Annotated in this window: 19 protein-coding genes; 8 read left to right on the forward strand and 11 right to left on the reverse strand. The window is 68.8% G+C overall.

The genetic code is table 11. The features are described 5' to 3' along the window. Positions 1–55 precede the first annotated feature (55 nt). Complete coding sequence (locus ACO6VK_RS16650) at positions 56–628, forward strand: hypothetical protein (RefSeq protein WP_422509042.1); 573 nt, start codon at positions 56–58, stop codon at positions 626–628. A 145-nt stretch (positions 629–773) separates the two neighbouring features. Here the strand turns inward: ACO6VK_RS16650 and ACO6VK_RS16655 are convergent, their stop codons facing one another. Genes ACO6VK_RS16655 through ACO6VK_RS16680 form a run of 6 tightly spaced genes read right to left on the reverse strand, consistent with a single transcriptional unit; the run spans position 774 to position 6,448 of the window. Beyond that, positions 774–2,030, reverse strand: a complete 1,257-nt coding sequence (locus tag ACO6VK_RS16655) for a cysteine desulfurase (protein WP_422509044.1) — start codon at positions 2,028–2,030, stop codon at positions 774–776. Continuing rightward, positions 2,027–3,289: a Fe-S cluster assembly protein SufD gene (gene sufD, locus ACO6VK_RS16660; protein ID WP_422509046.1), complete on the reverse strand. Its 1,263-nt coding sequence runs from the start codon at positions 3,287–3,289 to the stop codon at positions 2,027–2,029. The genes ACO6VK_RS16655 and sufD overlap by 4 nt, the downstream gene beginning before the upstream one ends. After that, positions 3,289–4,053, reverse strand: a complete 765-nt coding sequence (gene sufC, locus ACO6VK_RS16665) for a Fe-S cluster assembly ATPase SufC (RefSeq protein WP_422509048.1) — start codon at positions 4,051–4,053, stop codon at positions 3,289–3,291. Before sufC ends, sufD begins: the two co-directional genes overlap by 1 nt. A 46-nt stretch (positions 4,054–4,099) precedes the next feature. Next, the gene (locus ACO6VK_RS16670) at positions 4,100–4,507 is read right to left on the reverse strand and encodes a lysozyme inhibitor LprI family protein (protein WP_422509050.1); all 408 of its coding nucleotides are present in this window, start codon (positions 4,505–4,507) and stop codon (positions 4,100–4,102) included. Further along, positions 4,504–5,979 carry a Fe-S cluster assembly protein SufB gene (gene sufB, locus ACO6VK_RS16675; RefSeq protein WP_422509052.1) on the reverse strand — a complete coding sequence of 492 codons (1,476 nt, stop codon included), beginning with the start codon at positions 5,977–5,979 and terminating at the stop codon, positions 4,504–4,506. The genes ACO6VK_RS16670 and sufB overlap by 4 nt, the downstream gene beginning before the upstream one ends. A 16-nt stretch (positions 5,980–5,995) precedes the next feature. After that, positions 5,996–6,448 (reverse strand): SUF system Fe-S cluster assembly regulator, encoded by a 453-nt coding sequence (locus ACO6VK_RS16680; RefSeq protein ID WP_411850198.1) that lies wholly within the window; start codon positions 6,446–6,448, stop codon positions 5,996–5,998. Positions 6,449–6,624: 176 nt separating this feature from the next. Here ACO6VK_RS16680 and ACO6VK_RS16685 point away from each other — a divergent pair, with 176 nt between their 5' ends. Together ACO6VK_RS16685 and ACO6VK_RS16690 are read left to right on the forward strand one after the other, a co-directional pair. After that, positions 6,625–7,092 (forward strand): SET domain-containing protein, encoded by a 468-nt coding sequence (locus tag ACO6VK_RS16685; RefSeq protein ID WP_017356443.1) that lies wholly within the window; start codon positions 6,625–6,627, stop codon positions 7,090–7,092. An 84-nt stretch (positions 7,093–7,176) separates the two neighbouring features. Then, positions 7,177–7,719, forward strand: coding sequence for a type 1 glutamine amidotransferase domain-containing protein (locus ACO6VK_RS16690; protein ID WP_422509054.1), 543 nt, complete (start codon positions 7,177–7,179; stop codon positions 7,717–7,719). Positions 7,720–7,763: 44 nt separating this feature from the next. On the opposite strand, the gene ACO6VK_RS16695 is transcribed toward ACO6VK_RS16690, so the two are convergent. The 4 genes from ACO6VK_RS16695 to ACO6VK_RS16710 form a co-directional block, all read right to left on the reverse strand. Continuing rightward, positions 7,764–8,360 carry a DUF1439 domain-containing protein gene (locus ACO6VK_RS16695; protein WP_422509056.1) on the reverse strand — a complete coding sequence of 199 codons (597 nt, stop codon included), beginning with the start codon at positions 8,358–8,360 and terminating at the stop codon, positions 7,764–7,766. An 86-nt stretch (positions 8,361–8,446) separates the two neighbouring features. Further along, positions 8,447–8,980 carry a hypothetical protein gene (locus tag ACO6VK_RS16700; protein WP_422509058.1) on the reverse strand — a complete coding sequence of 178 codons (534 nt, stop codon included), beginning with the start codon at positions 8,978–8,980 and terminating at the stop codon, positions 8,447–8,449. A gap of 46 nt (positions 8,981–9,026) precedes the next feature. Then, positions 9,027–9,335 carry a DUF3861 family protein gene (locus ACO6VK_RS16705; RefSeq protein WP_136006584.1) on the reverse strand — a complete coding sequence of 103 codons (309 nt, stop codon included), beginning with the start codon at positions 9,333–9,335 and terminating at the stop codon, positions 9,027–9,029. 282 nt (positions 9,336–9,617) lie between these two features. Further along, positions 9,618–10,016 (reverse strand): HU family DNA-binding protein, encoded by a 399-nt coding sequence (locus ACO6VK_RS16710; protein ID WP_422509061.1) that lies wholly within the window; start codon positions 10,014–10,016, stop codon positions 9,618–9,620. 373 nt (positions 10,017–10,389) lie between these two features. On the opposite strand from ACO6VK_RS16710, the gene ACO6VK_RS16715 reads away from it, so the two are divergent. Further along, positions 10,390–10,824 carry an OsmC family protein gene (locus tag ACO6VK_RS16715; RefSeq protein WP_422509063.1) on the forward strand — a complete coding sequence of 145 codons (435 nt, stop codon included), beginning with the start codon at positions 10,390–10,392 and terminating at the stop codon, positions 10,822–10,824. Between the two features lie 77 nt (positions 10,825–10,901). After that, positions 10,902–12,575, forward strand: coding sequence for an amidohydrolase (locus ACO6VK_RS16720; protein ID WP_422509065.1), 1,674 nt, complete (start codon positions 10,902–10,904; stop codon positions 12,573–12,575). A 16-nt stretch (positions 12,576–12,591) separates the two neighbouring features. Here the strand turns inward: ACO6VK_RS16720 and ACO6VK_RS16725 are convergent, their stop codons facing one another. Then, the gene (locus tag ACO6VK_RS16725) at positions 12,592–13,467 is read right to left on the reverse strand and encodes a PhzF family phenazine biosynthesis protein (RefSeq protein ID WP_422509067.1); all 876 of its coding nucleotides are present in this window, start codon (positions 13,465–13,467) and stop codon (positions 12,592–12,594) included. Positions 13,468–13,657: 190 nt separating this feature from the next. Here ACO6VK_RS16725 and ACO6VK_RS16730 point away from each other — a divergent pair, with 190 nt between their 5' ends. Genes ACO6VK_RS16730 through murD form a run of 3 tightly spaced genes read left to right on the forward strand, consistent with a single transcriptional unit; the run spans position 13,658 to position 19,037 of the window. Beyond that, positions 13,658–16,261 carry a bifunctional aspartate kinase/diaminopimelate decarboxylase gene (locus ACO6VK_RS16730; RefSeq protein WP_422509069.1) on the forward strand — a complete coding sequence of 868 codons (2,604 nt, stop codon included), beginning with the start codon at positions 13,658–13,660 and terminating at the stop codon, positions 16,259–16,261. Between the two features lie 33 nt (positions 16,262–16,294). Then, positions 16,295–17,647: a UDP-N-acetyl-alpha-D-muramoyl-L-alanyl-L-glutamate epimerase gene (gene murL, locus ACO6VK_RS16735; protein ID WP_422509071.1), complete on the forward strand. Its 1,353-nt coding sequence runs from the start codon at positions 16,295–16,297 to the stop codon at positions 17,645–17,647. Continuing rightward, positions 17,628–19,037, forward strand: a complete 1,410-nt coding sequence (murD, locus tag ACO6VK_RS16740; protein WP_422509073.1) for a UDP-N-acetylmuramoyl-L-alanine--D-glutamate ligase — start codon at positions 17,628–17,630, stop codon at positions 19,035–19,037. The genes murL and murD overlap by 20 nt, the downstream gene beginning before the upstream one ends. Positions 19,038–19,132: the final 95 nt, after the last annotated feature.

A 19,132-nucleotide genomic window follows, 5' to 3' on the forward strand; every position in this document is an offset into this window, starting at 1 on the left:
TGACGGTTGAACGCAGCTGATCAATAAAGCCAGTCTGTAGGCTGCGCGGCGCCGCATGATCATTCTCACGCTCATACATCCAGCCGCATGGATCAGCGGGATTGCTTCCCGCCGGCTGCTTGTCAGAATGGAGGCTACCGACCCTACGATGACGTCCTATCTACGCTTGTTCCTGCTCGCCGCAGGTTTCGTCGCGCTTCCAGGGTGCGGGTATTCACCGGATGGAAAAGAGATCCGTCAGCCGCCCGCGGCATGCAGGATGCGCGGTGACGGCAATGGCCCGCCGACCTGCATGACCACCCTCTCCAGTGTGCTTGCTGCGCCGGATCGATTCGACGGAATGAAGATATCGGTTGGCGTATGGGTGGATGAGGTCAACGACGCCGTTCTCCTCTTCCCGACGCGTGAGGCGTTGGAAATGCGGGAATCGTCCAGCTCATTGGTGGTCTACCGGGGAAAGAGTCCGGGCATGGGCGCAATCTCGTTCAAGGCCATGCCTGATGACGCGAGGTATGTCCGGGCCAGCGGTGTCTTTCATTGGAATCAGCAGGGTGTCCGCAACGCTCACGCAGATCCGATCGATTCGGGCCGAATGGGTGTCCTGGAGGGCGTCACTATCGAACGCTGACATCGCATCGCGTTTGTCCGCCAATCCCCAGGTCTGCGTGGCCAGTCAACGTAGCGGCGTAGAGGGATGGCCACGGTGCAGAGGCAATAAAAAACGCCGCGATCTCTCGCGGCGTTTTGGCTGGTGCCCGGTACTCCCCGGATGATCACCCCAGCAACTTGCGCACCTTGTTCAACGCCGCGATGAAGCGCTCGATTTCGTCATGCGTGTTGTAGAACGCCAACGAAGCACGGCAGGTGGCGGCCACACCGTAGTACTGCAGCAGCGGGTGCGCGCAGTGCTGCCCGGAGCGTACGGCGACGCCCTCCAGGTCGAGCAGGGTGGCCAGGTCGTGCGCGTGTGCGCCGTCGATCAGGAAGGAGACCACGGCGGCCTTGTCCGGCGTGGTGCCGAAAATGCGCAGGCCGTCAACCTTGTTCAGCTCTTCGGTGAAGTGCGCCAGCAGGTCGGCCTCGCGTGCTTCCACGTGCTCCAGGCCGAGCGCTTCCAGGTAGTCCACCGCCACGCCGAGGCCGATGAAGCCGGCGATGTTGGGGGTGCCGGCCTCGAACTTGTGCGGGGCGTCGTTGAACACGGTGCCCTCGAAGCTGACTTCCTTGATCATCTCGCCGCCGCCCAGGAACGGGGGCATGGCATCGAGGTGCTCGCGCCGGGCCCACAGGGCGCCGGTGCCGGTGGGGCCGCACATCTTGTGGCCGGTGATGGCGTAGAAGTCGCAGCCGATCGCGGCGACGTCGACCTTGCGGTGCGGCACCGCCTGCGAGCCGTCCACCACGGTGATGATGCCGCGCTTGCGCGCTTCCCGGCAGATCTCGCGGACCGGATTCACCGTGCCCAGCACGTTGGAGACGTGGGCGACGGCAAGCAGCTTGACCTCGGGGGTCATCGCCTTGCGCAGGGCGTCCAGGTCGAGCGCTCCCTCCGGGGTGATCTCGGCCACGCGGATGGTCGCGCCGGTGCGCTGGGCGACCAGCTGCCACGGCACGATGTTGGCGTGGTGCTCCATGCGCGAGACCAGGATGACGTCGCCGGCCTTCAGGCGCGGCAGCGCCCACGAGTAGGCCACCAGGTTGAGCGCGAAGGTGGTGCCGCTGCACAGCACCAGCTCGCTGGCGCGCACGTTGAGGAAGCGCGCCAGCTTTGCACGCGCGCCCTCGTAGGCGTCGGTGGCTTCGGTACCCAGCGCGTGCACGGCACGGCTGACATTGGCGTTGTAGCGGCGGTAGAACTCGTCCACCGCGCCGATCACCTGCACCGGCTTCTGGCCGGTATTGGCGTTGTCGAAGTACACCAGCGGCTTGCCGTGCACTTCGCGCATCAGCAGCGGGAAGTCCAGGCGCACGCGCTCCCAGTCGGGGGCGCTGTCGGTGGGCACGACCGGGCGCGGCGTGGACAGGTTCATGCCAGGCCTGCCTGTGCCAGTGCGCGGTCCAGGTGACGGGCGAGCTGCTCGGTCAGGCGCGCGTCGAGCACCTTGAGCGGTTCGTGGCAGAACGCGGCGCTGAGCAGCTGCTGCGCCTGGTCGGCGGGCAGGCCGCGCGAGCGCAGGTAGAACAGCGCATTGGCGTCGAGCTGGCCCACGGTGGCACCGTGCGCGGCCTTCACCTCGTCGGCGTCGATAACCAGCGTCGGCTGGGTATCGATCTCGGCATCGGCCGAGAGCAGCAGGTTCTTGTTGGACAGGTTGGCGTCGGTGCCATCGGCGCCTTCGCGGATGTGGATGCCGCCGTGGAAGACCACGCGGCTGCGGTTGGCGGCCACGCCGCGCCACAGCATTTCCGAGGCGGTATCACGCGCGATGTGGTCGATGCCCAGGCGGGTATCGACATGGCGGCGGCCATTGCCAAGCAGCACGCCGTTGGCGGTCAGCTGGGCGTTGTCGCCTTCCAGGCGCACGTTGAGCTCGTGGCGGCTCAGTGCGGCGCCCAGCTCCAGGTCGATGCGGCGGTACTGGGCGTTGCGGGCCAGCACGGCGTCGGTGCGCAGCAGCGCGGTGGCGCGCACGCCGTCGGCCTGCACGCGGGCGTGGGCCAGCACACTGTCCTGCGCCAGGTGCACATGCACCAGCGTGTTGCCCAGGTGGGCGACATCGCCCACATGCAGGTGGTGCTCGATCACGCCCAGCGAGGCACCGGCGCGCAGTTCGATCAGGTGGCGGTGGTGCCAGGCCAGGTCGGCGCTGCCGGCCACGCTGACGAACACCAGCTGAAGCGGCAGGTCGATCTGCGCCTTGTCGTCCACACGCACCAGCACGCCTTCATCGGCGAGGGCGGCGTTGAGGCGGGCGAAGATCTCGTCGCTGCGCTCGAAGCGGCGGCCGAGGAAGCGCAGGGCGTCTTCACCGCCGGCCAGGGCCGCGGACAGGGTCTGCACCTGCACGCCGGCCGGCAGGGCCGCCAGGTCGCTCAGTGCCTCGGACGGGCGGCCGTTGACGAACACCAGGCGCGGCGACGGGATGTCGGCCAGCAGCGCGGGATCGACGTCGGCGGCGGCCAGCGGCGCCGGGCTGAAACTGCGGCGCTCGAGCTGGCGCAGCGAGGTGTACTTCCAGGCTTCGGTGCGCGGACCCGGCAGGCCGGCCTGCAGCGCCGCATCCAGCTCGGCGCGACGGGCGTCGCTGCCGCAGAAGCCACTGGCGAGGGAATCGAGCAGGGCGCTCATCAGACCGCCGCCTCCGGCACCACGCGGTCCTTCAGGAAGTGGTAGCCGTGGGCTTCCAGTTCCAGCGCCAGTTCCGGGCCGCCGCTCTGCACGATCCTGCCGTCGGCCAGCACGTGCACCACGTCCGGCTTGATGTAGTCGAGCAGGCGCTGGTAGTGGGTGATGACCAGGAACGAGCGGTCCGGCGAGCGCAGTGCGTTGACGCCGTCGGCCACGCTCTTGAGCGCGTCGATGTCCAGGCCCGAATCGGTTTCATCCAGGATCGCCAGCTTCGGCTCGAGCACGGCCAGCTGGAAGATCTCGTTGCGCTTCTTCTCGCCACCGGAGAAGCCTTCGTTGACGCCACGGTGCAGCAGTTCGTCCTTCAGGTGCAGCACGGCCAGCTTCTGGCGCACCAGCTTGAGGAACTGCATGGAGTCCAGTTCTTCCTGGCCGCGTGCCTTGCGCTGCGCGTTGAGCGCGGCACGCAGGAAGTAGGTGTTGTTCACGCCGGGGATTTCCACCGGGTACTGGAAGGCCAGGAACAGGCCGGCGGCGGCGCGTTCTTCCGGCGCCAGCTCGAGCAGGTCGGCGCCCTCGAACTGGACGCTGCCTTCGCTGACCTCATAGCCATCGCGGCCGGCCAGGACGTTGCCCAGGGTGGACTTGCCGGCGCCGTTGGGGCCCATGATGGCGTGCACCTGGCCGGGCTTCACGTCCAGCGACAGGCCCTTGAGGATTTCCTTGTCGCCGATGCGGGCGTGCAGGTTGTCGATCTTCAACATTGCGATAGTCGTCTTGTCAGATAGGGGATTTGGCGGGCAGCGCGACTCAGAGGTCGTATTCGCTGCGCTCCAGGAATGCTTTGCGCAGGTAGGCGGTGCGGGTTTCGGTCAGCGCGGCCTTGTAGCCGGCATACAGCATCGGGTACATCGAGCCGTACAGGACGCGCGGGTTCTCGTCCTTGCCCACCGGGTAGCGCGCGTCCAGGTCGGCGTCGCGCAGCTGGATCCACAGCCGCTGGGCGGCCTTGAGCTTCTCCAGCGCGACCGTTTCACCGGCGTGCTTGGCCAGCACCTCGCGATACACCGCGTTGAGCGCGGCGTCGGCCTTCTGCAGTTCCTGTGCGGCGCAGGCGTTGAGTTCCATCTGGTTGCCGCCGGGGTTGCAGTCGGCGGGCTGCGCGAACGCAGGCAGCGCGGCGCCCAGCAGCAGGACGAGGGTGAGCAGGGTCTTCATCCGACCGAGCCTTCCAGGCTGACTTCCAGCAGCTTCTTGGCTTCCACCGCGAACTCCATCGGCAGCTCGCGGAAGACCTGCTTGCAGAAGCCGTCGACGATCATCGACACCGCGTTTTCCTGGTCGATGCCGCGTGCGCGGCAGTAGAACAGCTGGTCGTCGGAGATCTTGGAGGTGGTTGCCTCGTGCTCCACCGTCGCGCTCGGGTTCTTGACCTCGATGTACGGGAAGGTGTGCGCGCCGCACTTCTTGCCGATCAGCAGCGAGTCGCACTGGGTGTAGTTGCGCGCGCCGTCGGCGTTGCGGTCCACCTTGACCAGGCCACGGTAGGTGTTCTGGCCGCGGCCGGCGCTGATGCCCTTGCTGACGATCTTGCTCTTGGTGCGCTTGCCGATGTGGATCATCTTGGTGCCGGTATCCGCCTGCTGGCGGTGGTGGGTCAGTGCCACCGAGTGGAACTCGCCCACCGAGTCGTCGCCGAGCAGCACGCAGGACGGGTACTTCCAGGTGATCGCCGAGCCGGTTTCGACTTGGGTCCAGGTGACCTTGCTGCGCGCGCCACGGCATTCGGCACGCTTGGTGACGAAGTTGTAGATGCCGCCCACGCCGTTCTCGTCGCCCGGGTACCAGTTCTGCACCGTGGAATACTTGATCTCGGCATCTTCCAGCGCCACCAGCTCGACCACCGCGGCGTGCAGCTGGTTCTCATCGCGCATCGGCGCGGTGCAGCCTTCCAGGTAGGACACGTACGCCTTGTCCTCGCAGATGATCAGGGTGCGCTCGAACTGGCCGGTGTGGCCGGCGTTGATGCGGAAGTAGGTGCTCAGTTCCATCGGGCAGCGCACGCCCTTGGGGATGAACACGAAGCTGCCGTCGGAGAACACGGCCGAGTTCAGCGCGGCGAAGTAGTTGTCGCCCACCGGCACCACGCTGCCCAGGTACTGCTTGACCAGCTCGGGGTGTTCCTTGATGGCTTCGGACATGGAGCAGAAGATCACGCCCTTCTCGGCCAGCTCCTTGCGGAAAGTGGTGCCGACCGAGACCGAGTCGAACACCGCGTCCACGGCGACGCCGGCCAGCTTGGCGCGCTCGTGCAGGGGCACGCCCAGCTTGTCGTAGGTGTCCAGCAGTTCCTTGGGCACGTCATCCAGCGAGGCGTACTTCGGGCCCTTCGGCGCGGAGTAGTAGCTCAGCGCCTGCAGGTCGATCGCCGCGATCTGCAGCTTGGCCCAGTCCGGCATCGGCATGGTCAGGAAGTGGCGGTAGGCGTCCAGGCGCCACTGCGTCATCCACTCCGGCTCGTCCTTCTTGGCCGACAGGGCACGGATGGTGTCCTCGTCCAGGCCAGGCGGCAGCGAGTCCGATTCGATGTCCGTGATGAAGCCCGCCGCGTACTTGCGGCCGAGCTGCTCATGGATCTCGCGGTTGGGGGTATCGCCGGCGGCGACGGTATCGAGGGTATCGGTGGCCATGGGGGCTGCCTGTGGATCAGGAGACGACGTCCGCCGCGATGGCGCGGCGGTGGGCGTCAACAAGGGGAAGAGGGGGCAGGATCTGCGCCAGGCTGACCGCGCGCAGGGCTTCGGCCACCACGTCGTTGATCAGGCGCCAGCTGCTGCGCGCACCACACTGCAGCTCGCGGCCGCACTGGCTGTGGTCGTGGCTGCACTCGGTCAGGGCCAGCGGCCCTTCCATCGCCTCGACGATCTCGAACAGCGAGATCTGCTCGGCGGGCCGGGTGAGGCGGTAACCGCCGCGCACGCCGCGCAGGCCTTCGACCAGGCCGGCCTGGGCAAGCGGCTTGAGCAGCTTGCTGACGGTGGGCGGTTCGAGGCTGGCGAACTCGGCCAGTTCGGTCGCACTGAGCACCTCGCCCGGACGGGCGGCAAGCACGGTCAGCACGACGGTGGCGTAATCGGTGAGCTTGGTGACGCGGAGCATGGGGAGGGCAGAACCATAAAGCGGACTGAAATTGTACGCTTTTATCCCCGGGCATCCAACCCACCCCGTTCAGGACGCCGACAGGGGCATGGCGGGGGCGCCCGGGTGCCAGTGTAGCTTTGGCAATCACAAAGATTAAGCGAGAATCGGGACTTCCCATCGCAACGGCCAGCCAGATGCCCAAGAAGATCCAAGCGCGCAAGTCCACCATTCATGGCAATGGCGTGTTCGCGCTGGCGCCGATCAGCAAGGGTGAGCGCGTGATCCAGTACAAGGGGCTGCTGCGCAGTCACGCTGACGTCGATGCGGACGATACCGGCGACGTCGAAAGTGGCCACACCTTCCTGTTCACCCTCAATGACGACTACGTCATCGATGCCAACTACAAGGGCAACGATGCGCGCTGGCTCAACCACAGCTGCGACCCGAACTGCGAGGCGGTGATCGAAGAGGCCGAGGGTGATAACCGTCGCGAGGACAAGGTGTTCATCGAGGCGATCAAGGACATCCAGCCGGGCGACGAGCTGACCTACAACTACGGCATCGTGCTGGCCGAACGCCACACCGCGCGCCTGAAGAAGATCTGGGAATGCCGCTGCGGGTCGAAGAAGTGCACCGGGACCATGCTGCAGCCCAAGCGGTAAGCCTACGCCCCGTGCACATCGCGGTCACCGGCGCCCAATGGCGGTGCCGGCAGACTGCAGGCTCCCTCATCCACGGAGCCCTTCATGGCACACGCACTCAACGGCAAGCACGTCGCGATCCTGGCCACCGACGGGTTCGAGCAGTCTGAACTGCTTGAACCCAAGCGCCTGCTCGAATCCTGGGGTGCCACGGTGAAGGTGGTGTCGCCGGGCGACGGCGCGCAGATCCGTGGCTGGAAAGACAAGAACTGGGGCGACAGCGTCGCGGTGGACCAGCCGCTGCAGGGCGCCACGGCCGACGACTACGACGCGCTGGTGCTGCCCGGCGGGGTGATCAACCCGGACAAGCTGCGCATCGATGCGCAGGCCGTGGCGTTCATCAAGGCGTTCGGCGCGGCCGGCAAGCCGGTGGCGGCGATCTGCCACGGCCCGTGGCTGCTGATTGAATCCGGCCTGGCCACCGGCCACCGGCTCACCTCGTGGCCGTCGCTGAAGACCGATCTGGGCAACGCCGGCGCCGAATGGACCGACGCCGAGGTGGTGGTGGACGGGCATGTCATCACCAGCCGCAAGCCGGGCGACATTCCGGCGTTTGCCGATGCGGTGGCCAAGGCGTTGGCGGCGTAGGCGGGCAGCGGTGCACCGACCAACGGTCGGTGCCTACCGTGCGGTCAGCGGCCGAGCAGGCCGGCCGGGACCAGCTTGCCCAGGTCCTGGTTGAAGGTGACCACCAGCTTGCCGTTCTCCACCTGCGCCGACTGCACCTGCAGGGCGCCGAGCACGGCGGCCACGCTCGGGTCGATCTTGTAGATCGGCTCGCGGCGCGCGTAGTCGGTCAGCCAGGCGTTGAGCAGGCTGCGGGTACGCGAGTCGAGCTTGCCGCCGTTGTTGGCCGGGGTGAAGTCGTCCACGGTCGGCTGATCGAGGTGGAAGCCCTGGGTCTGCGCGTCGTAGCGCAGGCCGCTGCTGAGCTTGACCTTGCCCAGCGGTGCCGGTGCGCTGCCGGCGGTACCCAGCGCAACGTCGAAACCGAGGTCCAGGCGATTGCCCTGCGGCAACGCGAGCTGCGGGTGGCTCATGGTCATCGCGATCAGGCCGCCGAGCGCGTCCTGGGTACGCGGAAAGCTGCCATCCAGATACTGCTGCACATCGGCTGCACCGACCGACAACTGGCGGCCCGAGACGGTGGGCGCGGCCTGCGCGCCGATGGCGGCGGCCAGCAGAACGGCGCAGGCGGCGAGGCGGGACAACATCGGGCGAACGTTCATGGCAGCAGGCCGGGGGGAAGTGAGAGGCCAACGATAGCGCCTTCGCCTGAATCCAGCTTTGACGCGTTCGCGCCCGTGCCGGCCGGTCAGTCCAGGGTCGGTTGCAGCGACGCGCCGCTGAGCTCCCACCCGCTGCCATCGGCGCGCGGCTGCAGGCGATACCAGCCGTGGTAGTGCAGGGTGCCCTGCCGGGTCAGGATGCGGATGCGGACCGGCACCTCGCGCAGGCGCGAAGGGACGGCGGTGTCGCGCGCGATCGGCGTGTCGGTATCCACCCGCAGCGACACCACGTCGGTGAGGTGGTGCAGCGGGGCGTCGTCGGGCTGCGCGCGCGGGGTGCCGCCCTGCCAGTACGCCGCCGCAGCGGTGCGATCACCGCGCAGCAGCACGCCGATGTAGTTGCGCACGGTCGCCGGTTCGTCGGTTGCACCCGCAGCCACCGCGCTGGACGGCAGCGCCGGTTGCGTGGCCGCAGCAGCAGCGGCGGCATCGGCAGCAGCGGTGGTGGCACTGGCCGGGGGCGGCGCGGCCACGTCTGCAGCAGCGACTGCATCGCCCTCGCGCTGGCACGAGCACCCGCCAATCAGCAGCAGCGGCAGCAGGACACTGGCAAGACGCATCGGCACTCCTCCCCGGGACTGGGGCGAGTGTAGCCGGCGCCGTGGATCAGGGCGCGCCCTGGATGGCGTCCAGCGCGCCGAGCACCTCGTCCAGCTGCGGCTGCAGCACGGTCAGGGCGTGCGTCGGCTCGGCGGCGTGGCGCTGGGCCAGGTCGCGCAGCAGCTGGGTGGCCACAATGGCCGCGGCGCGCTCATCGCCGCTGAGCCCGGTATGGCGCCTGGCTACTTCCAGCAGGCGCATCCAGTCGCGCTGCGCCCGGTGCTCCAGCTCGATGGTGCAGCGCCCGCTGCACTGCAACCCGTCCTTTTCGATCGGGGTGACGGTAATGCGGTAACGCTGGGAGGAGGTGGACATGGCTGCCTGCACAGTGGGGACAGGCCCACCATAGGCCGCGCGCCCGGGATCGGCGACAGGGGCGGTCGCACGCAGTGTTCCACCTTGTGCGTTCCAGCGGCAGGCGGTGCGCCGCGCAGCGCCGCCGGCGCAGGGTTTGCGCGCGTTGCAGGCATGGCCGGACGCTGCGGCAACGCTGTGTTGCGCTGGAGGCGAGGGCGGGGCGCTGCCCTCGGGAGAACCGCCAAAAAAAGACGGGACGGCCGTGGCCGTCCCGTCCGGGTGCTGCAGGAAGCGCGCTGATTAGAGCGCGGCGTCCTTGAGCTTCTTGAGCGGACGCACCTTCAGCTTGGTGGAGGCCGGCTTGGCGGCGAACCACTGCTCTTCCTTGGTGAACGGGTTGATGCCCTTGCGCTTCGGCTTGGCCGGCACGCTGACGGTGGTGATCTTCAGCAGGCCCGGCAGGGTGAAGCTGCCCGCGCCCTTCTTGTGGACCGAAGCGGCCACGGCACCTTCCAGCGAGGCCAGCACAGCGCGCACGTCCTTGGCGACAACGCCGGACGCTTCAACGATGTGTGCAACCAGACCAGACTTGCTCAGCACTTCCTTGATCGGCTTGGGAGCGGCCGGCTTCGCGGCTGCCTTCGTAGCGACTTTCTTCACTGCCTTCTTCGGGGCAGCCTTTTTAGCGGTCTTTGCCATGGTGTCCTGTTCTCGTGAACGGTTGGTGGTGTGGTCGCGCCGAACCCCGTCGGCAAGCGAAATGTAGGGCAACACGGGTGCGCCGCCAATAGGCAGATGCATAAAAATCGCGTTTTTCGCCGTTCCGGTTACCGCAGTGCATCAGTACATGCCCTGAAAACACGGGGCTGTGCGCACCCCCGGCTTGCCGATGCTGGCGGTTGGCGCACCCCATGCATGCCGAAAACCGCTTGAAAACAGCGCTCGCACGCGAAAGCGGCTGTGCCTGCAACCGGCCGGGGCCTGCCGGCGGCGGTGCCGCGCGCAACCCGACGCCACCCTAACGCCCGCCGGTCTACGCTGGCCCTGCCATTCATCCCGAAGGAGACTCACGATGGGCATTTCGCGACACGCTACCGCGCACTGGGAAGGTGACCTCAAGACAGGCAAGGGACAATTGAGCACCCCGCAGAGCGGGCTCATGGACCGCACCCGCTACGCCTTCAGCAGCCGCTTCGGCGACGAGAAGGGCACCAATCCCGAAGAACTGATCGCCGCCGCGCATGCCGGCTGCTTCACGATGGCGCTGTCGGCCAAGCTGACCGAGGCCGGGTTCGTGCCGACCTCGCTGGATACCGAAGCCAAGGTCGATCTGTCGATGGAAGGTGGCCCGCAGCTGTCGCAGATCACCTTGAAGGTGAAGGCGGTGGTGCCGAAGATCGATGCGGCGCAGTTCCGTGCGATCGCCGACGATGCCAAGCAGAACTGTCCGGTGTCCAAGGCGCTCAGCGCGGTGCCGATCGCGCTGGAGGCCGAGCTGGCCGGCTGACGCATGCCGCAGCGCGCATTGAGTGATCCCGGCAGGGGCGGCATAGTCGCCCCTGTTTCTTTCTGCGGGAGCTTCGCGTGCGCCATCGCCTTCTGGCTGTCCTGCTGTGCTGTCTCTGCGCTGCCCCGGCGCAGGCCGATGTCCGCCTGGTGGCGGCGGCCACCATCCGTACCGGCGCCGCGGATGCGCCGGTGGCGACCGCGCTGGCCTGGGACACGGCCGATGGGCGGGTGCTCGCCGTCGGCGACCGCCAGGCCCTGTTGACGCTGTATCCCTTGGCGCCGCTCACCGACCTGGGCGATGTCACGGTGGTGCCGGGCCTGATCGATGCGCACGCGCACCTGATGTACCTGGGGCAGACGCTGATGCAGGCCGATCTGACCGGTGCGGACAGCCGCGCGGAGGTGGTGGCGCGCCTGCAGCGTTTCGCTGCGGACAACCCGGACGGCTGGCTGCTCGGCAATGGCTGGGACCAGAACCGCTGGACCGATACGCGCTTTCCCACCGCTGCCGACCTGGATGCCGCGTTCCCGGACCGACCGGTCTGGCTGGGGCGCGTGGACGGCCATGCCGGCTGGGGCAACAGCGCAGCATTGCGTGCGCTGGCGGCGGTGCCGGGGCAGCGCCCGCTGCAGGGGCGCTGGCAGCCGTCGGGCGGGCGCATCGAGCGCGATGCGGCCGGCCACCCGACCGGTGTGTTCGTCGATGAGGCGATGGGGCTGATGCGGGCGGCGATTCCCGCGCCCAGTGCCGCCGCGCGCGAACAGATGCTGACCCGCGCGCTGGCGGCGGCGGTCCGCCAGGGACTGACCGGTGTGCACGACATGGGCGTGTCGCGCGAGGACCTGGCGCTGATGCGACGCTTCGCCGATGACGGTCGCCTGCCGTTGCGCATCGATGCCTATGCCGACGGCAATGGCGAGGCACTGGACGATCTGTGCGCGCAGGGGGCGTACCGGCATGCCGGTGGGCGCCTGGAGATGCGCGGCGTGAAGCTGTTCATGGACGGCGCACTCGGCAGTCGCGGTGCCGCGCTGCTGGCCGACTACAGCGACGATCCGCACAACCGCGGCCTGCTGGTGACCTCGCCGGCCGATTTCGACACGGCCGTGCGCAAGGCCGACCGCTGCGGCCTGCAGGTGGCCACGCATGCGATCGGCGACCGCGGCAACCGCATCGTGCTCGATACCTATGCGCGGGTGCTGGGCGAGCGCAGCGGCGGTGATCATCGTTGGCGCGTGGAACATGCCCAGGTGGTGGCGCTGGAGGACATCCCGCGGTTCGCGCAGTTGAAGGTGATCGCCTCGATGCAGCCCACCCACGCGACCTCGGACATGGGCTGGGCGCAGGACCGCGTCGGGCCGCAGCGCATCCTGGGCGCGTACGCCTGGCGGCGCATGCTGGCAGCGGGGGTGCCGCTGGCGCTGGGCTCGGACTTCCCGGTGGAGCAGGTCGACCCGCGACTGGGGCTGTATGCCGCCGTGACGCGCCAGGACCGCGCCGGCCACCCGCCGGGCGGCTGGCAGCCGGACCAGCGGTTGAGCGCGGCCGAAGCGCTGCGCGGGTTCACCGCCGATGCCGCGTTTGCCGGCCGCGACGAGGATCGCGTCGGCCGCCTGCAGCCCGGGCTGCAGGCCGACTTCGTGGTGTTCGACCGCGATCCGCTGCAGGTGCCGCCGGCGCAGCTGGCCGACCTGCAGGTGCGCGCGACCTGGGTGGGGGGCACGCCGGTGTACGAGGCGGCGCGCTGACGCGCCGCCGCTGCGCTTACCAGTCCAGGGTGCCGCGGATGACGGTCTGCACCTGGCCGCCGGACCAGACATCGCCCTCGGCATCGATGTGCAGGCTCAGCCGCGCATCGTGGCCGACTTCGCGGCCCTGGCTGACCACGTAGCGCGGTTCGTCGCGGGGCAGCGCGCCACGGCTGTCCAGCCACGCGGCCAGCACCGCGTTGGCCGCGCCCGAAGCGGCATCCTCGAAGCGGCGGCCGTTGCCGACGAAGGCGCGCACCGCCAGGTCGTATGCCGGCTCCTGGCTGCGCGCATAGGCGAACACGCCCATGCTGCCGGTGGATTCGGCCAGCACGGCGATCGCCTCCCAGTCCGGGGCCACGCCGCGCAGATGCGCTTCGTCGGCCAGTTCCACCACCCACCAGCTGCGTCCGCCGTCCATGCGGGCCGGCGGCAGGTCACCCAGCGTCCAGCCGGCCAGCGCGGCCTGCAGGCGCGGGTCGTCGGCCGTGGTCACCTCGGCCACCTGGGCACGCGGGGTGCGGATGGCGATGGTGCGCTGGGCACCCCTGCCGTCCACGCGCAGCGGCAGCGCGCCGGCAATGCCGTCCTGGACCAGAATCCCGTCCACCGGGGCGGCCAGGCCGGCCTCGAGCACGGCGTGTGCGGTGCCCACGCTGGGATGGCCGGCGAACGGCACTTCCTTCTGCGGGCTGAACATGCGGATGCCGTAGCTGGCGCCGGGCGCCTGCGGGGCGAACACGAAGGTGGTCTCCGGCAGCCGCGTCCAGCGGGCGATGGCCTGCATGGCCACATCGTCCAGGCCTTCGGCGTCGAGCACGACGGCAAGCGGATTGCCGGCGCCGGGATTGGGGGAAAACACGTCCAACTGCAGGAAACGGCGGGTGGTCATCGAGGCGGCAGGCAGGGGCTTGGGGGTGGGCAGCTTATCAACCCCTGCGCGGGCATCGGCACCGGGCCGGGCATGAATGCGGCGGGACAGTGGCCGGCCGGCCCTGCACGGGCCGGGCTTGGCATAGAATCGGGGGTTCGGCCCGGCGTGCCGGGCGAATCCCCCTCACTACGACTTCCCCATTACCTCCATGTCAGCTTCCCCCCTTGTCGATCGTTGGATCGTACTGAAGTTCGGCGGCACCTCCGTGTCGCGTCGTCACCGCTGGGACACGATCGGGAAGCTGGCGAAAAAACGTGCGGAAGAAACCGGCTCGCGCGTGCTGGTGGTGGTCTCGGCGTTGTCCGGGGTGACCAATGAACTGACCGCGATCGCCGATGGCGCCGCCGACAGCCGCGCCCGCGTGGACGCGCTGGTGGCCCGCCACCGCGAGTTCCTGGTCGAGCTGTCACTGGATGCCGGCGCGCTCGACGTGCGCCTGGCCGCACTGGCCGGGCTGCTCGACGATCCGCGCGCGGCAACGCGGCCGCTGGACTGGCAGGCCGACGTGCTGGGCCAGGGCGAACTGCTGTCGTCCACCGTGGGCGCAGCCTACCTGCACGCCAGCGGCCTGGATTTCGGCTGGATGGACGCGCGCGAGTGGCTCGATGCCCTGCCGCCGCAACCCAACCAGAGCGAATGGTCGCAGCGCCTGTCGGTGAACTGCCAGTGGCGCGCCGATGCCGCCTGGGCCGCGCGCTTCCACGCACAGCCCACCCGCATGCTGATCACCCAGGGCTTCATTTCGCGGCATGCCGACGGCGGTACCGCCATCCTCGGCCGCGGTGGCTCGGATACCTCGGCGGCCTACTTCGGCGCGCTGCTCGGTGCCAGCCGCGTGGAAATCTGGACCGATGTGCCGGGCATGTTCAGCGCCAATCCGAAGGACGTGCCCGACGCGCGCCTGCTGACCCGGCTGGATTATTACGAAGCGCAGGAAATCGCCACCACCGGTGCCAAGGTGCTGCACCCGCGGTCGATCAAGCCGTGCCGCGATGCCGGCGTGCCGATGGCGATCCTGGACACCGAGCGCCCCGAACTGCCGGGCACCAGCATCGACGGCAACGCCGCACCGGTGCCGGGCGTGAAGGCGATCAGCCGCCGCAACGGCATCGTGCTGGTGTCGATGGAAGGCATCGGCATGTGGCAGCAGGTCGGCTTCCTGGCCGATGTGTTCGGGCTGTTCAAGAAGCACGGGTTGTCGGTGGACCTGATCGGTTCGGCCGAGACCAACGTCACCGTGTCGCTGGACCCGTCCGAGAACCTGGTCAACACCGATGTGCTGGCCGCGCTGTCGGCGGACCTGTCGCAGATCTGCAAGGTCAAGGTGATCGTGCCGTGCGCGGCGATCACCCTGGTCGGGCGCGGCATGCGCTCGCTGCTGCACAAGCTGTCGGACGTGTGGGCCACGTTCGGCCGCGAGCGCGTGCACATGATTTCGCAGTCGTCCAACGACCTCAACCTGACCTTCGTGATCGACGAGTCCGACGCCGATGGCCTGCTGCCGATCCTGCACGCCGAGCTGATCGACAGCGGCGCGATGCCGGTGGAAGAGGGCGAGGTGTTCGGCCCGCGCTGGCGCGAGATCGCCGGCACCGTCCGCGCGCGCGAAACCGCGTGGTGGCGTGGGCAGCGCGAGCACCTGCTGGCGCTGGCCCAGGCCGGCACGCCGCGCTACGTGTACAACCTGCCGACGGTGCGTGCGCGTGCGCGGGCGCTGACCGCGATCAAGGCCATCGACCAGCGCTACTACGCGATCAAGGCCAACTCGCATCCGGCCATCCTGACGCTGCTGGAGCAGGAAGGCTTCGGCCTGGAGTGCGTGTCGCACGGCGAGCTCAAGCACGTCTTCAATACGCTGCCTGCGCTGTCGCCCCGTCGCGTGCTGTTCACCCCGAGCTTCGCGCCGCGTACCGAGTACGAGGCCGCCTTCGCGCTCGGCGTGACGGTCACCCTGGACAATGTGGAAGCGCTGCAGCGCTGGCCGGAGCTGTTCAGCAACCGCGAGCTGTGGCTGCGCGTGGACCTGGGCCGTGGTGAAGGCCACCACGCCAAGGTGCGCACCGGCGGCAAGGACTCCAAGTTCGGCCTGCCGATCGCGCGCGTGGACGAGTTCGTGCGCCTGGCCACCGAGCTGGGCACCCGCGTGGTCGGCCTGCATGCGCACCTGGGCAGCGGCGTGGAAACCGCGCAGCACTGGCGCCTGATGTGCGATGAACTGGCCGGTTTCGCGCGCCGCATCGGCAGCATCGAAACCATCGACATCGGCGGTGGCCTGCCGATTCCGTACAGCGCCGATGACGAACCCTTCGACCTGGACGCCTGGGCGGTTGGCCTGGCCGAGGTCAAGGCGGTGCACCCGGCGTTCCGCCTGGCGATCGAACCCGGCCGCTACCTGGTGGCCGAATCCGGCGTGCTGCTGACCCGCGCCACCCAGGTGGTGGAGAAGGACGGCGTGCGTCGCGTGGGCCTGGATGCGGGCATGAACACCCTGATGCGCCCGGCGCTGTACGACGCCTGGCACGACATCGACAACCTCAGCCGGCTCGGTGGCTACGCGGAGGCCGCCTTCGACGTGGTCGGCCCGATCTGCGAGTCCAGCGATGTGTTCGGCAAGCGCCGCCGCCTGCCGGTATCCACCGCACCGGACGATGTGATGCTGATCGCCGATGCCGGCGCCTACGGGTATGTCATGGCCAACACCTACAACCAGCGCGAGCTGCCGCGCGAGGACGTCATCGATGACGTGCCTTGACCGCCGCCTGCCGCCCTCTGAACCGGATACACCATGACTGCTTTCGATAAACACCAGGTTGCCGTTTTCCGCTTCGTCCGCTGTGATTTCGCGGCGGATACGGGCGTGGCGCAGCTGGTTTACGCCTTCGACGACGGCCCCGAGCTGATCGAGACGGTGACCATTCCCGGCGCGCCGTTCGCGCTCGACGGCGCCCGCGCCGATGCCGTGCAGCAGGCGCTGCGGCTGCTGCACCTGATTGCCGGCGTCAGCTATTACAAGGCCGGCGTGCCGGACCAGGTGCGCATCGACAGCTATGCCATCGATGCGGCCACCGCCGCGCTGGTGGAAATGGTCTACCTCAACGGTCTCGGTGAGTTCGCCTACCGCAATGGCCTGAACCTGCGCGGGCGGTTCCGCCTGCCGGTCGAAGGAAAATCGGTCGCCGCGCCGGCGCTGGGCCTGCGCGAGCATGCCCTGGTCGCCATCGGTGGTGGCAAGGATTCGCTGGTCAGCATCGAGGCCCTGCGCACGCTGGGCATCGCCGAGACGGTGACCTGGATCGGCGGTTCGCAGCTGATCCGCGCCTGCGCCGAACGCACCGGCCTGCCGATCCTCAACATCGGCCGCACGCTGGCCCCGGAGCTGTTCGAACTGAACCGCCAGGGCGCGTGGAACGGGCATATCCCGGTCACCGCGGTGAACTCGATGATCATGGTGCTGGCCGCGCTGCTGCAGGGCGTGGACCAGGTGGTGTTCTCCAACGAACGCTCGGCCAGCTATGGCAGCCAGATTCCGGGCACCGGTGAGGTCAACCACCAGTGGTCCAAGGGCTGGGCGTTCGAGCAGGCCTTCGGTGAGCATGTGGAAACGCACATCGCCGCCGACCTCCACTATTACTCGCTGCTGCGGCCGCTGTCGGAGCTGGCGGTGGCGCGCCAGTTCGCCAAGAGCGACTTCTACGACGCGCACTTCTCCAGCTGCAACCGCAACTTCCACATCCTCGGCGAACGCCCGGTCAACCGCTGGTGCGGGGTCTGCCCGAAGTGCCACTTCGTGTTCCTGGCGCTGGCACCGTTCATGCCCAAGCCGCGCCTGGTGAACATCTTCGGCCGCAACCTGCTGGACGATGCCGACCAGGCCGGCGGCTTCGATGCGCTGCTGGAGTTCCAGGACCACAAGCCGTTCGAATGCGTCGGCGAAGGCCGCGAATCGCGTGCGGCGATGGCGACCCTGGCCGCGCGCCCGGAGTGGAGCGAAGACGCGCTGGTGAAGCGTTTCATCCAGGAGATCCAGCCGCACCTGGACGCAGGCGAACTGCAGGTCGAGCCGCTGCTGGTCCTGGAAGGCGAACACCGGATTCCGGCGGCGATCTGGGAGCGCCTGCGTGCGAATTTCGCAGCTTGAGGGCAAGCGGGTCGCGCTGTGGGGCTGGGGCCGTGAGGGCCGTGCGGCCTTCCGCGTGCTGCAGCAGCGGCTGCCGTCGCTGCCGCTGACCCTGTTCTGCCCCGAGGCGGAAGCTGCCGCAGCGCGAGAGGAAACCCTCGGCGCGCTGCAGGTGCGGTCGGATGTCAGTGGCGATGCGCTGGCCGCGTTCGAGCTGGTGATCAAATCGCCGGGGATCAGCCCGTACGGCGAGGCCGCGCAGGCCGCCACCGCTCAGGGCACGCAGTTCATCGGCGGCACCTCGCTGTGGTTCGCCGAGCACGCCGATGCCGATGGCACCGTGCGCGACACGGTGTGCGTGACCGGCACCAAGGGCAAGAGCACCACCACCTCGCTGCTGGCGCACCTGCTGCGTGCGTCGGGCGCGCCGACCGCGCTGGTCGGCAACATCGGCCTGCCGTTGCTGGAAGTGCTCGACCCGCAGCCCGCACCGCAGTACTGGGCGGTGGAGCTGTCCAGCTACCAGACCGGCGAGGTGGCGCGCAGCGGCGCGCACCCGCAGGTGGCGGTGGTGCTGAACCTGTTCCCCGAGCACCTGGACTGGCACGGCAGCGAAGCGCGCTACATCCAGGACAAGCTGCGTCTGGTCACCGAGGGCGCGCCGCGCATCGCGGTGCTCAATGCCGCCGATCCGCATCTGGCCGCGCTGTCGCTGCCCGACAGCGAGGTGGTGTGGTTCAACCAGCCGCAGGGCTGGCACATGCGAGGCGATGTGGTTTACCGGGCCGGGCAGGCGGTGTTCGACACCGGCAGCACGCCGCTGCCGGGCCGCCACAACCGCGGCAACCTGTGCGCGGTGCTGGCCGCCGTGGAAGCGCTGGGGCTGGATGCCGTGGCGCTGGCGCCGTCGGTGCAGGCATTCCGGCCGCTGCCCAATCGGCTGCAGACGGTGGGCAGCCGCGAGGGCGTCACCTTCGTCAACGATTCCATCAGCACCACGCCGCACGCCAGTCTGGCGGCGCTGGAATGCTTCGCCGGCCGCCGCATCGCGCTGCTGGTCGGGGGGCACGATCGTGGCTTGGACTGGCACGACTTCGTCCAGCACATGGCCGATGACGTGCCACCGGTGGAGATCGTGACGATGGGGGCCAATGGGCCGCGCATCCACGACCTGCTGCAGCCGCTGGCCGCGCAGGGGCGGTTCGGCCTGCACGCGGCCACCGACCTGGCCGAGGCGATGCGCCTGGCGCAGGCGGCGCTGGGCGCGCAGGGCGGGGTGGTACTGATGTCGCCCGGCGCACCCAGCTACGGGGTGTACCGCGACTATGTCGCCCGTGGCCGGCATTTCGCCGAACTGGCCGGATTCGACCCGGACCAGATCACCGCGATCCCGGGCATCGGCATCGCCTGATCGCGCCGCGCTCGTAGAGCCGGGCTCTGCCCGGCTGCGTTCCGCGCCGACGACGCAATGCCCGCGCTTCGCGCGACAGCCGGGCAGAGCCCGGC

This window comes from Stenotrophomonas sp. GZD-301 (assembly GCF_049310345.1).
Classification (GTDB): domain Bacteria; phylum Pseudomonadota; class Gammaproteobacteria; order Xanthomonadales; family Xanthomonadaceae; genus Stenotrophomonas.

What these genes read in the sequence shown, in the direction of transcription:
- ACO6VK_RS16650 (WP_422509042.1), top strand. Translation starts at nt 56, where the DNA reads ATGATCATTCTCACGCTCATACATCCAGCCGCATGGATCAGCGGGATT.
- ACO6VK_RS16655 (WP_422509044.1), bottom strand. Translation starts at nt 2,030, where the DNA reads ATGAACCTGTCCACGCCGCGCCCGGTCGTGCCCACCGACAGCGCCCCC.
- sufD (WP_422509046.1), bottom strand. Translation starts at nt 3,289, where the DNA reads ATGAGCGCCCTGCTCGATTCCCTCGCCAGTGGCTTCTGCGGCAGCGAC.
- sufC (WP_422509048.1), bottom strand. Translation starts at nt 4,053, where the DNA reads ATGTTGAAGATCGACAACCTGCACGCCCGCATCGGCGACAAGGAAATC.
- ACO6VK_RS16670 (WP_422509050.1), bottom strand. Translation starts at nt 4,507, where the DNA reads ATGAAGACCCTGCTCACCCTCGTCCTGCTGCTGGGCGCCGCGCTGCCT.
- sufB (WP_422509052.1), bottom strand. Translation starts at nt 5,979, where the DNA reads ATGGCCACCGATACCCTCGATACCGTCGCCGCCGGCGATACCCCCAAC.
- ACO6VK_RS16680 (WP_411850198.1), bottom strand. Translation starts at nt 6,448, where the DNA reads ATGCTCCGCGTCACCAAGCTCACCGATTACGCCACCGTCGTGCTGACC.
- ACO6VK_RS16685 (WP_017356443.1), top strand. Translation starts at nt 6,625, where the DNA reads ATGCCCAAGAAGATCCAAGCGCGCAAGTCCACCATTCATGGCAATGGC.
- ACO6VK_RS16690 (WP_422509054.1), top strand. Translation starts at nt 7,177, where the DNA reads ATGGCACACGCACTCAACGGCAAGCACGTCGCGATCCTGGCCACCGAC.
- ACO6VK_RS16695 (WP_422509056.1), bottom strand. Translation starts at nt 8,360, where the DNA reads ATGAACGTTCGCCCGATGTTGTCCCGCCTCGCCGCCTGCGCCGTTCTG.
- ACO6VK_RS16700 (WP_422509058.1), bottom strand. Translation starts at nt 8,980, where the DNA reads ATGCGTCTTGCCAGTGTCCTGCTGCCGCTGCTGCTGATTGGCGGGTGC.
- ACO6VK_RS16705 (WP_136006584.1), bottom strand. Translation starts at nt 9,335, where the DNA reads ATGTCCACCTCCTCCCAGCGTTACCGCATTACCGTCACCCCGATCGAA.
- ACO6VK_RS16710 (WP_422509061.1), bottom strand. Translation starts at nt 10,016, where the DNA reads ATGGCAAAGACCGCTAAAAAGGCTGCCCCGAAGAAGGCAGTGAAGAAA.
- ACO6VK_RS16715 (WP_422509063.1), top strand. Translation starts at nt 10,390, where the DNA reads ATGGGCATTTCGCGACACGCTACCGCGCACTGGGAAGGTGACCTCAAG.
- ACO6VK_RS16725 (WP_422509067.1), bottom strand. Translation starts at nt 13,467, where the DNA reads ATGACCACCCGCCGTTTCCTGCAGTTGGACGTGTTTTCCCCCAATCCC.
- ACO6VK_RS16730 (WP_422509069.1), top strand. Translation starts at nt 13,658, where the DNA reads ATGTCAGCTTCCCCCCTTGTCGATCGTTGGATCGTACTGAAGTTCGGC.
- murL (WP_422509071.1), top strand. Translation starts at nt 16,295, where the DNA reads ATGACTGCTTTCGATAAACACCAGGTTGCCGTTTTCCGCTTCGTCCGC.